This is a genomic window from Pseudovibrio sp. POLY-S9 (genome assembly GCF_001431305.1).
Classification (GTDB): Bacteria; Pseudomonadota; Alphaproteobacteria; order Rhizobiales; family Stappiaceae; genus Pseudovibrio.
The window spans coordinates 1-11,562 of sequence record NZ_LCWX01000007.1; the positions used below are offsets into that span (position 1 = coordinate 1).

Consider the following 11,562-nt stretch of genomic DNA (forward strand, 5'->3'; position numbering starts at 1 on the left):
TTGAAGGGGCATGCCCCTTCAATCAAAAGTCAAAGCTGCGAAAGTGGGTAATTTTCAAGCAGCACAAATGGGGAAAATACATCCAGCACTGACAGCACTGTTGTGAATGTCAATTGCGGGGCAGGGGCCCCTGCGACAGGCAAGGATGTTCCATTCATTGAACCATCTGCACCAGAAGATTATCAAGGTCCCCATGCCGAGCGTTATGCCCGCTCCTTTGAGAAATAGGAGAGGTCTATGTCAGGAAAACCCGCAGCTCGTTTAGGTGACATTGGCTCTGGCCATGATTGTCACTTTCCGCCAACACCTGCCATTGCCGGAAGTCCAAATATCTTCATTAACAACCGGCCTGCTGTAAGGCAGGGGGATGCTTATGCGCCCCATGGCTGTTCACCATGCCCGTCTCCTTCTCATGGCAGAGCATTGGCGGCTGGTAGCCCCACGGTGAACTTTAACAACAAGCAAGCAGGCCGTGTTGGCGATCCGATAGATTGTGGTGGTGCTGATGTCTCGGGAAGCGCCAATGTATTCATCGGTGCTGCGTCCCCTCCAGGGACACGCAAGCCGTTCGCCGAGGAATGTCCATTTGCTAAGGATGCCTCATGACGCAGGCAGTTTTATCTATTGATGTAGAGCCAGATACGCTCATCGCGGACAGTGTAAAGGCAAGCCTGTTTGCCAAAGTCACTGAGGACATTGCCGCTTATGCGATTATCGACGGACAATGGTGTGAAGATATCTATGGCCGTTTACTGGGGGACGAGAATGCCGACTGGTGCAGTCTGATTGCTGGAGAACTGGCGCAGGAACTTGCCCTGACGGCTCCTTATCTGGTGCGGTTGGAGCAGGATAGCGATCTCACCAATTGGCTGATTCAAGAAGGCTGGGGCAAGGGCTGGGGGATTTACTTCTTAGCCTCAAAATCAAAGGCCAGAGAGCTTTACAGAACCCCGCCCCAAGAAAGCCTGAAGCAGCAGGTAGAGCGCGGCGCCTTTGTTGCTTCGCCAGATATCTCTGAGGACGAAGCCACGGATGTCGTGCTGCTACGACGGCACTTCCGGCGTTATTTGCGCGTTGAGTTCGAAAGTGATGGCCGTTTGGTGAGGTTTCGGTTTTTTGATCCAGCTGTTCTGCGCGTCTGGTTGCTCTCTACAAACCCAGCGGAAACACAGGCATTCTTCGGGCCAATTACTGACTTCATTGCTGAGGATTGGTGTGAAGAACCCAGCCTGTGCAATGCCCAGCAGCTCTGGCACTTCGCAGCACCTACTGCAGGTGAACATTGCAAGACAAACCGTTTTAACATGGGGACGCGCCAACTCACACCCATGACACCAATTACAGAAAGCTCCACACAAACCAACGAACGACCCAAGAGCCACATCACCCTGATCCGTAAGGCTCAGGAGAAGGTGTTTGAGGACATGCAGTGGGAGTTGTTTATAGCAAAAATTGCGCATGATCTCTTGAAGGCAAAAGCCTTGCCGCAAATAGGTGTTACAACCTTTGCTGGTGCACAAGATTTTGCTAGAGATCAAGTTAAAGAAGCTATTGCGAATGGAGTAGAAACTGTTGGTGAATTGAATGAGTATTTAAAACAAACGTATTAATTATAAAAATGACATTATCCGAGGAATAGATGACGAACAAAGAAGATAGAGTTCCAAGATTTACTTTAGCTGGCACTATGTTTGTACTGCTCTTAGTAGCAATTCCGTTTGGGAGTGTGTTATTTGTAGATCTTATATCAATAAATCCTATTTTATTATTTTTTGATGCAATGAAATTAAGTAATATCAAGTATTTATCTGGAGAATATTTGATATTTTATTATAATTTTATTATTTTTATATTGATAGTATGGTATTTTTTTATTCTCAAGAATGGGAATTATAGTTATTTTACTAAATCTATATCTATTATATTGATGGTAGTATTTCTTGTGAGCGCGCTAATAACGCAAATAGTGTTTTCAGGAATGCTTTATACAAGTGAGAACCGTAATGTAACTCCGATAGAGAATAGCAGATGACGGAGCAATTACTAAAAGACAAGCGTTCTATTTGCGAAACCTGTAAATTTGTATTGCGGATTGGCTTATTTTTTGATGGGACCGGCAACAATGCTTACAATGTAAGTACTCGTCTAGCAGGAGGTGAACTGCCGGGCATTGATAATATGCCATTAACTTCAGATAGTTATAAATCAGACTATACTAATATATGGAAGCTTCACCGTCTATATCCTTCCTCGCATAGCCAGAAAAACGTGGAAGAGGAAACATACATCTACGGTAACTACTATATCGAAGGAATTGGAACGGACACTGGAAACATTGATTCTCCTAACGGACAAATCTCTGGCAGTGGCGATTATGGTGTACTTGCAAAATCGGAAAGGGAGCTTCGCAGGCTTGGGAATTTGTAAGTGCATATGCCTCCTATAATATTACTAGAATTGAAGTTGATGTTTTTGGCTTCTCCCGAGGAGCTGCAGCAGCGCGTCACTACGCTCATGTGCTGAATTTGTTTCAAGCGATCTACGGTCCATATTACAAGACGACGCGACATATGGGATATAACAGAACAAAAACAAAACAGAACATGGAGGGGGAAAAGCGCCGCGTAATGTACTTAAAAGTAAGAGGTGATAAATCTCTATATAGCGTATTTCATGAAATCCCAACTAAACTGCAGTTTATAGGCCTATTCGACACTGTTCCTTCTATCTCGTCACCTAGGCACTTTGATTTTTCGCCACAAAATAACGACAACGGTAGTGTTTTACTTCATTTGCCAGTTGGTATTGCGGAAAGAAAGGTCGTTCATCTTACTGCAATCAACGAGCGCAGGAAGAACTTCGCTTTAAAATCGATTTTGTCAAGCCCGGTAGGCTGTGAAGTACCAGAGGTGAAAACCCAAGGCAATCATATTGAAGAATGTCTCTATGGCTCCCACTCGGACATCGGTGGAGGTTATTTGTCGGGGGGGACCGAGGTTGATCTTGGTACAAACCCAAGTGCAGTTGAGCGCGCTATCGACGAAGGGCGGATCGGTTCCGTAGACGATCCGTTTTGTGAAACAACCGATGCCTACTATTCAGCCCAAGTTAAAGAGTGCACCTATGAAGGCGAGAATGGACGAATTACTCAGAAGTCAGTAAATGATGAGATTTTCGAAGCGACTATGCAGCGCGACTATGTCGATGGGGCGCTCTCACGAATAGCACTACATAAAATGCATGCCTATGCTGTATCCAGTAATGTACCATTAATACCAATCCAGCACGAAGATGAAGTCGGTACGTTGACAGAGCAACCAGCAAATCCCATCCAAGGGCTGACCGATATACCTGATGAGCTAAAATTAATTGACGAAAAGACTCATAATAACGCGCCACTATCTGTGGAAGAGCAAAAGTTACTAAATAGGAAATACATCCACAACTCTGACAAGGATTCTCTAGGGCATGCCCCTACAAAGAGTGGCAAGCGCGTTATCTTTGCTAACTAGAGGTGGATTTAGGCCTGAGTCTCTTAGACAAGATCGTGTAAAATCGATGAGAGGAATTTAAGCGAGTTGCTTTTATAGTATCTAGATGTGTTGAGAATGAACGTAATCAGAAATGGTAGATCATTTGAAAATACATATTTTTACTATGGAGAAAAGCAACAGCAACTTGAAATTTATTTCGGCGAGAATTGAATACATTATACCTGAGTAGAAAATTATGTATTGAGGCAATAACTGAGATTTTGACATTGAGATACTCAATGTTCTGCGTCAACACTACGTCAACAGCTATATTCGGTTTGAGCTGTATTTGCTCTCCTTTGAAGACGGTGATTATGCCCGAATACCGTATAAGAACAAAAGATAAATCAGAGTATTGTAGGCTAACTTATTGAAAAATAATAATAGTAGAGTTTACTACATTAGAGGCTCATAACCTGAAGGTCGTAAGTTCAAATCTTACCCCCGCAACCAAATTATGATCAATAGATCAAACACATAACAAAAGCCCTGAACCTCTGGTTCAGGGCTTTTTGCGTTCGCGTCAACACCACGTCAACAAAAGACATGTTCGCGAGTCGCCCGGTGGAAAGAGATGACCGGCAAATATCGTCAGGTTCCCCTAACGCTCTGGGGCGAATGGGAGATTCCATGCTGGTTGCGAAAAGTAGAGATTTCACGCGTAACACTGATGTTGGTTAGCAATTTCAAGAGCAAGGGTTAAGGGTTAGAGGTCGCTATGCAAAGTTGGATGCCATTTGCCAAAGTAGACCTTCGAGGTTTTTCTATTCAAGCCCATCGATAACCTTCGTACCAAGCATTGAGATCCTGGTGCTATAGATCGAGAGATTCTGTAAAGTAGAAACCAGATCGCTCTTCTAATTATAAAGTATTGATTGGAGACATTTGAATCGGTGTCATTTGGAACGACCCAAACTGGAAGAATCCGCCAAAGTTGTAGTGCTTTATAAGAGCACTAGTAAAAAGTTCTCGTCAAGATTGCGGGACACTGCGATATCGTTGTAAGTATGTCTTAATTTAAATTTTATCATAAGTCGGAGCCTACGGTTATTAACTTAATCACTAATGCGGCTCTGAGTATTGAACAAAGCTAAGAATGACATGACTAACTCTGGATCACGCTGGCTGCGTTGGGAACCACATATCCATGCACCTGGAACAGTATTGAATGACCAGTTCAAAGGAGCGGATAGCAGAGAGCAATATCTTGCAAAGATTGAGGCATCCACCCCGAAAATCCGAGCTCTCGGCGTAACAGATTACTACTTGCTAGACACCTACAAAGAAGTTCGCATGGCAAAGGACCAAGATGGCAGGCTTTCTGGGGTGGATTTGATATTCCCAAATGTCGAGCTTCGACTGGCATTTGGGACGGTCAAAGGCAATTGGGTCAATTGCCATCTTCTCGTGAACCCTGAGGACCCAGATCATGTGCAGGCGACACAACGGTTTCTAGCCCAACTGACTTTTGATTTTTCCGGTGATCGATTTACCTGTACACCCGACGATCTCACTCGGCTCGGAACGAAGGTCGACGGCAAGCTGACCGGACGAGCCGCACTTGCCCGGGGTGCAACTCAATTCAAGGTAAGTTTTGAGCAACTGGTAGAAGTTTATCGGGCTGTCGATTGGGCAAAAAAGAACATCCTTATAGCTGTCGCAGGCAGTGGCAGTGACGGAACATCCGGTATGCGAGGGGAATCTGAAGGCGCCCAGCGTCAGGAAGTCGAAAAGTTCGCCCACATCATATTTTCGAGCAGTCCAAGTCAACGAGACTACTGGTTGGGTAAGAAGACGTCAGAGAGCGACATTCGGGAGCGTTATGGCGCACTCAAGCCATGCCTTCACGGCAGCGATGCTCATGATACGGCGAAAGTGGGTGCTCCGGACGGTGATCGTTTCTCTTGGGTTAAGGGAGGAGCTCATTTCGATACTCTCCGGCAAGCCGTCATTGATCCTAGTGGGCGAGCCTATGTGGGGGCAGCACCTCCGATGCGCGCGACACCTTCCCAGGTGATTTCGCGTGCGACCATACTCGGAGCCGACTGGGCAGTCTCGCCACAGGTTGATCTTAATCCAGGCCTGGTCGCTATCATCGGAGCCCGCGGTTCTGGTAAAACTGCGCTCGCCGATGCAATAGCTGCAGGTTGTGATGCAGCTTCTCAGAGTCTAAGCACGGCATCCTTTCTGGTCCGTGCCGGCGATCTGTTGTCTGGCGTCAACGTGAAGATCGACTGGGGCAGTGGTGATCCGTCGGAACGTACTCTCCTCGATTACGAGTATGATCCCGAGCTAGAGGGACGGTTTCCAAGGGCGCTTTACCTTTCACAGAAATTCGTTGAAGAGCTCTGCTCAGCCGACGGCATGACGGATGCACTGTTGGCAGAGATCGAACGGGTCATATTTGAGGCTCATCCAGAAAAAGATGGAACGTTCCGATTCGATCAATTGCTTGAGCTCCGTGCAACCCGCCATCGTTTGGCGCGTGAGCGTGCAGAGGAAGCAATCGTTTCTCTTTCTGATCAGATTGGAGCGGAGCGGGAAAAGCGGTTAAAGATTGATGGTCTCAAACAGCAGATCAGCCAGAAAGAGCACCTAGTTAAGGGATTGGAAACTGACCGGGACAAGCTCATCGTCAAGGGCAGCGAAGCTCGGGCGAAGAGACTCACCGTCATTGCCAATGCAGCTGAGAAGGTTCGTTCATATGTGCGGTATTCCGTAAACCAGGAAACTTCGCTGTTATCGCTGCAGGATGAAGTTAAAGCGTTTCGAGAAAATAAGGCACCTGAAGCCTTACGTGCGACGAAGGCAAGTTTTGTTGCTGCCCGTCTCGAAGAATGTGACTGGGATGCCTTTTTGCTTGAATATCACGGCGATGTCGACGCGGCACTTAAGGCAAGACTTGCCACGGCACAGCAAAGCGCCAACTCCTGGAGGGGAACCACGCCAATTCCGATGGCGGATATCAATCAGCCCTATCTTGCTGATGATGTGGCTCCAGAAAAAACGCCTCTTGCTGTCTTGGAAGCAGAAGTTGCTCGTCTTCAAAAACTCATTAATATCGACACCGAGACTGCGCAAAAGTTCACCAGACTTGTCAAACGCATAGCGGGTGAAAATACACAGATCGAGAATCTGAGGACTTCATTGGCCGACTGTGAGGGCGCAGTGGAGCGAATGCGAACACTCAACCAAAGTCGACAGCAGGCATATGTGAATGTGTTTGCGTCGATCATCGCCGAAGAGCAGGTTTTGCGAGATCTTTATCAACCGCTGGTTGACAGACTTCAGTCTGCAGAAGGAACGCTGCAGAAACTCTCATTTTCGGCCACTCGAAAGGCAGATGTTTGCGCGTGGGCTTCTGACGGAGAGGGATTGTTCGATCTGAGACGGGCAGGGGATTTCAAGGGAAAAGGCTCAATCGAGCAATGGGCGAACACTCATATCAGAGCTGCTTGGGAGACCGGAGATGTCGCATCAATTGATAAGGCACTCCAAAATTTTACAGAGGAGTGGCAGGACGAGCTGATGGCCGTCGCAAATGTGCCGGCTAACGATGCGGTGGCGTATCGGAACTGGCTGATGCGTTTTGCAAAATGGTTGTTCAGCACCAGTCATATCCAGATCGAATATGGCATCGACTATGAAGGAACAGACATCACTAAGTTGTCGCCCGGCACACGCGGTATCGTCCTTTTGCTTCTCTATCTCGCGCTTGACGAAGCCGACCAACGGCCGCTCATCATTGATCAGCCGGAAGAGAATCTAGATCCCAAATCGATTTTTGATGAACTGGTCAGCTTGTTCGTTGCAGCAAAAGCCAAACGGCAAGTAGTCATGGTCACTCACAATGCCAATCTTGTCATTAACACTGATGCTGATCAGATTATTGTCGCGACGGCCGGTCCACACAGCCCGGGGGAATTGCCCCCAATAACATATCAATCCGGCGGCCTCGAGGATGCGGAGATGCGGAAGCATGTCTGCGATATTCTGGAGGGGGGGGAAGAGGCGTTTAAAGAACGTGCGCGACGCCTCCGGGTGCGACTTGAACGATAACCAGACTTAAGTGGGCCACAACGCTCGTGTCGACTACAGGATTTCGGAGCAATTTCCATGAAGCCAGACCCAGGAACGAGAGGACAAAATGAGTTTGCGAGCTGGTGCGAACCAGAAGGGTTTCACGCGCAAAGGTCCGACCCTGATCGCCTTGGTTGGGATTTCATGCTTGAAGCCAATCCGCGGCGCTGTCCCGACCGGCCTCTCGATGGTCAAAATGACCTTCCGAAGTTTCTTGTTCAGGTAAAAGCGACAGAACAGACCAAATCGGCTCCGCGCATAAAGCTTTCGGCTCTAAAGCATCTGGTTGACGCGGAGCTGCCGGCGGCTATCGCAGTTCTCTTTTATGAAAAGAGAGGGCGACGATCTAAACGATGTGTAATTGTGCCAGTGGATGATACCCTTATTGCCGATACCTTGCGCCGTGTCCGCGAACAAGAAGCCAAAGGAAACAGAGGTATTCATAGGGTCAAAGTTCCCATTCCCCTTGAACGTGCCCTGGAAATCGGCCCAGACGGGCAAGGATTGTCAATTGCCTTGCATAGCATCGTGAACTGCTTCCCCGACAGCTACATCACTCACAAGAAGCGGATACGGGAGAGCTGTGGGTTCGATGGGCAACCAATTGCCGGGCGTTTTTTTGTTCCTGGGGAAAATGCCCGCCATAAGCTTGGTGACCTATTCCTCGGCGGCAAAAGACAACTTGAGATCAATCACCTGATGATCGAGCAGCAACGGTTCGGAATACCGCTGAGCAACGATCAAATTTATCTCCGTGACGCGATCCTTGAAATGGAGGCACCTGCACTTCTGTCTGCGTCAATCGAGATTGAGGCTGATACCGGGGAATGGGTGGCTGTTCCTGTCGATGTCTTCACCCCCCCCTCCTTTTTCGACGGATGAGGAAATGCCGAAAATTCGGTTCGCGGATCAGAACCTGGAGGTCGTCTTTGACTATGAGAAGGAGTGGGCCAGCATCACTTTCGATTACGATAGTAGCCGGACGGTTGCTCTTGAAGAAGCAGTAAAGATCTACGAAATCGGCGCAATCCTGGCACAACCAAAAAAAAAACTGACTATTCAAGTCCAGGACGCTCGAATGACCTTTCCCGTCATCGAAGACGAGGGCCCGTTTAAGCATTGGATTCCCGTAGCACCAACGTTGCGTCGGATTTTGACAGCAATCAATAGATCCTCGCGCTGTGTTCGGGGTTCCATTCGATTGGAGACCTTCAATGAATGGGTAAGCACGCATACGGAATTGCTGTCATTGGGTTCGATTCCAGAGGGGCAACTGATCTTTCCACGATGGCCGGACGACGGAATCGTTGACGAGGTTGAGCAGATTCTGGCGCCAATCTCAGTGGAGCTGATGGGTGTTCAGTATGCAGCTCTCATCGAAGTACCTATCGCCTCTGTCGCGCGAGATGACAGAGAAATAACGATTGTTGCCGGGCAGCCTGGCGTTGTTGATGAGATCATCCGGGCACCTGGTGCAGACATATCCGACTTCGTAGACCTGTCAGTCGAAACGTTCAAGTACCGCAAGAGTATCTCTGGAGCGGTGCTCATTGCCGGTGGCTTTGAGACCTAGATGCATAGGTTTGCAACGCATTCTTACCCACGCAGGTCAATGCAAGAACCTGCAGAGTAATCTCTGGTGTTCAGTCTGGCCAATGATCAGAAACTGCCAAGCGGACTGGTGTGCTTATTGCCGCCGGTGCTTTGCGAATGTACTCCAACGAAGCTGCGAGATGCTCTTGCTGCTGTTGGCTGAGAAACTCTAGTGCAGCCTTCTCGGAAAAAGGCTCCCCGGTGCGTTCATCGAAGTTGCTGGCAAGAGCGGTCCAGATTACAGCGTCATAGTCGCTATCTGCAAGCCAAGCTCGGATTATCGCAACAGCCTCAGGATGTCTTTCTTGCGCACGAAAGCTCGTATCTTCCGATTGCTTTATTACATATCCAACCCCATTCACATGATGCATTCCTTCACGGAAACGGAGGTTCTCCTTAGCTAGATTTAGCGATCTGTAGGAGCTTTCTGCAACATGTGTGCAACAGGGGGTTCCATGCTCTTCATCTAAAACCAAAGTAAGCCGAAGCGGGCTGCCATCACGCCCTGAAACGCGGCTAAACTCGATAGGAAGTGTTGGACCAGATGGTGAAAATTCATTAGCCAACTTCAGGGTTCTCGGGTCCCATAGCAGAGACCCCCATGCAATAATCGCAATTTTCATGAGATTTCTTTCAGATGAAGCGCCTTCGTTCTGAAGGAACCTACTTCCCGAGGTCAACAATTTCTACCAGAAAGATACATATTGCATGAAAGATCAACTAAGACCTTTCTGAGTTAGAATGATCTACTCGATGAGTTTTTCTTTATTGCTTTCTTCAATGTTTATGAGAGTTATACGAGGTATACTATGCGTATTGCAGCCCTCCTAGGATCGAAGGTCATTGACAAGTTTTTCCCAGTGCTCGGCTTGTGCTTCTGTCTGCTGCAGATATGCACGGTCGACGCGTGTGACCTCTTCTGCTTGAGTAAGCGAGGCTCGAGCTTGAGAGAGTTCTAGCCTGTTTCTTTCCAGGTCCGCTGTGAGACGTTCCTGATCCCTAATATAATCAGCAAAGAACCAGAGTGCGGAGGCGATCACGGCGACAATTACTGCGTACTGAGCAAGGAGGTACAGCAGGCTTAGCATACTTAAAGCCCTGCAGTTGCAATGAGGGATCGCAGCTTGTTACCCACATCAACCGGATCTTCCGGCTCTGCCATATCTGGCAGCCAGGCGATATCCCATTTGCTGCGTTGTTTGACGCTCAGCGTCGGCTGAACTTCTGCATGGGTAAGAACGGAGTATGGGCTCACCGGGATCTGGTAAGTTTCACAGAGATCAGCAGCAGTCTCTGCTAGTGCCTGAACTTGAACTTGCGTGATTGGATACTTGCCGGGATCAAAAGGAGACTCTATTGCACCTGCCATGGCATCGAGAGCTACGCCAATGGAGCCGGTGTTGAGCGCTCTGGTGTGGGCGGCATACCGGCCATCGAGGCAATTGGCATTGGCCTCTGGTTTCAGTGCACCTGCATGTGTTCGGCCTGAGCGATCGATGATGAGGTGGTAGTGCTGTCGCTCCAGCTCAATGAGCCCGTCCGCGCCAGCTGTCCAATGCAAGATAATGCGGTGAAGGCCTGAGGTGTGAAACAATTCCTCGACGCGCTTTACGTTCCGCGCTTTCAATGCCTCATTTATCGCCGCTCTTGTCTTTGGTCCATCAAGACCATCAATGGGACCGGGATCATAGCTCAGCGCAGCAAGTCGGGCTTGGATGTCTCGTGTGGTGTACGTCATAGTTGATCCTCCAGACATAAAAAAAGCCGCCCGAAGGCAGCTTGAAGAAGTAAGTTCTTTGGGATGGATAAGCGTCAGGCTTGGTCTTTGGCTTTTCTCGCCTGGGCCAGCTCCTGAAGCGCTTGGGTGAGTTCCCGGCGCTTTTGGCGTACTATGATAATCGCATGCTGGCTACAAGCCTTGCATGTTCGCTTGCGGGACCGCGGAACGATTTTCAGGAGGTGTTTAATCACGGCGCTTGATCTCCTCGGTGCTCGTTTGCAGGCTATCGGTGGCCTCCTTCTGGATCTCACGAAGGGCAGCATTGTATTCTTTGGTGTCTTGCCGCCACGAATTGAGCACCTCTCCAGGCAAAGAAGCCCAGACCAGCAATGGCAACGGCGGCGGGTCCTCCGCCCAGCGCATTGTTGATCTCGCCAAGATTGGTCATAGGGCTTCCGGTACGCCAACGCTGAGATAATGGATCGCCACGCTAACTGTACCTCCAGTGAAGTCACTGCCCTTGGCAGTCAGGCGGATAGGCGTCTCTGAATAAAAGCCTTGCGGGCCGATGATGCCCTTGTTGGAGCTGCCAGCGGCAATGCCGAGGGAACCGCCGAACTTGGAGAACTCGCCGTC

Annotated in this window: 11 protein-coding genes and 1 pseudogene; 8 read left to right on the plus strand and 4 right to left on the minus strand. The window is 48.8% G+C overall.

Annotated elements, in window-relative coordinates:
- Positions 1–237: 237 nt before the first annotated feature.
- The 8 genes from PPL9_RS00325 (at position 238) to PPL9_RS00360 (ending at position 9,186) form a co-directional block, all read left to right on the plus strand.
- Positions 238–606, plus strand: a complete 369-nt coding sequence (locus tag PPL9_RS00325) for a PAAR domain-containing protein (protein ID WP_082596416.1) — start codon at positions 238–240, stop codon at positions 604–606.
- A complete protein-coding gene (locus tag PPL9_RS00330) occupies positions 603–1,610 on the plus strand; it encodes a DUF4123 domain-containing protein (RefSeq protein WP_057460778.1) in 1,008 nt (335 codons plus the stop codon). The genes PPL9_RS00325 and PPL9_RS00330 overlap by 4 nt, the downstream gene beginning before the upstream one ends.
- 29 nt (positions 1,611–1,639) lie before the next feature.
- On the plus strand, positions 1,640–2,032 hold the full coding sequence (locus PPL9_RS32890) for a hypothetical protein (RefSeq protein ID WP_057460779.1): 393 nt from the start codon (positions 1,640–1,642) through the stop codon (positions 2,030–2,032).
- Positions 2,029–2,427: a hypothetical protein gene (locus PPL9_RS00340; RefSeq protein ID WP_057460780.1), complete on the plus strand. Its 399-nt coding sequence runs from the start codon at positions 2,029–2,031 to the stop codon at positions 2,425–2,427. Before PPL9_RS32890 ends, PPL9_RS00340 begins: the two co-directional genes overlap by 4 nt.
- Positions 2,428–2,456: 29 nt before the next feature.
- Positions 2,457–3,512, plus strand: coding sequence for a DUF2235 domain-containing protein (locus PPL9_RS00345; protein WP_244273323.1), 1,056 nt, complete (start codon positions 2,457–2,459; stop codon positions 3,510–3,512).
- 1,122 nt (positions 3,513–4,634) lie between these two features.
- Positions 4,635–7,592 (plus strand): TrlF family AAA-like ATPase, encoded by a 2,958-nt coding sequence (locus tag PPL9_RS34010; protein WP_057460782.1) that lies wholly within the window; start codon positions 4,635–4,637, stop codon positions 7,590–7,592.
- A gap of 57 nt (positions 7,593–7,649) precedes the next feature.
- Positions 7,650–8,495 (plus strand): hypothetical protein, encoded by an 846-nt coding sequence (locus PPL9_RS00355; RefSeq protein WP_057460783.1) that lies wholly within the window; start codon positions 7,650–7,652, stop codon positions 8,493–8,495.
- Positions 8,496–8,499: 4 nt separating this feature from the next.
- Positions 8,500–9,186 (plus strand): hypothetical protein, encoded by a 687-nt coding sequence (locus PPL9_RS00360; protein ID WP_057460784.1) that lies wholly within the window; start codon positions 8,500–8,502, stop codon positions 9,184–9,186.
- A gap of 70 nt (positions 9,187–9,256) precedes the next feature.
- Here PPL9_RS00360 and PPL9_RS00365 read toward each other — a convergent pair whose 3' ends face one another.
- The 4 genes and pseudogenes from PPL9_RS00365 to PPL9_RS32245 form a co-directional block, all read right to left on the minus strand.
- Positions 9,257–9,829, minus strand: coding sequence for a hypothetical protein (locus PPL9_RS00365; protein WP_057460785.1), 573 nt, complete (start codon positions 9,827–9,829; stop codon positions 9,257–9,259).
- Positions 9,830–10,296: 467 nt separating this feature from the next.
- Entirely contained in the window at positions 10,297–10,944 is a 648-nt protein-coding gene (locus PPL9_RS00375; RefSeq protein WP_057460787.1) for an N-acetylmuramoyl-L-alanine amidase, read from the minus strand.
- Positions 10,945–11,169: 225 nt separating this feature from the next.
- On the minus strand, positions 11,170–11,349 hold the full coding sequence (locus PPL9_RS00380) for a hypothetical protein (protein ID WP_057460788.1): 180 nt from the start codon (positions 11,347–11,349) through the stop codon (positions 11,170–11,172).
- A gap of 21 nt (positions 11,350–11,370) precedes the next feature.
- Positions 11,371–11,562 (minus strand): annotated as a pseudogene (locus tag PPL9_RS32245) (DUF2793 domain-containing protein); the annotation flags it as partial.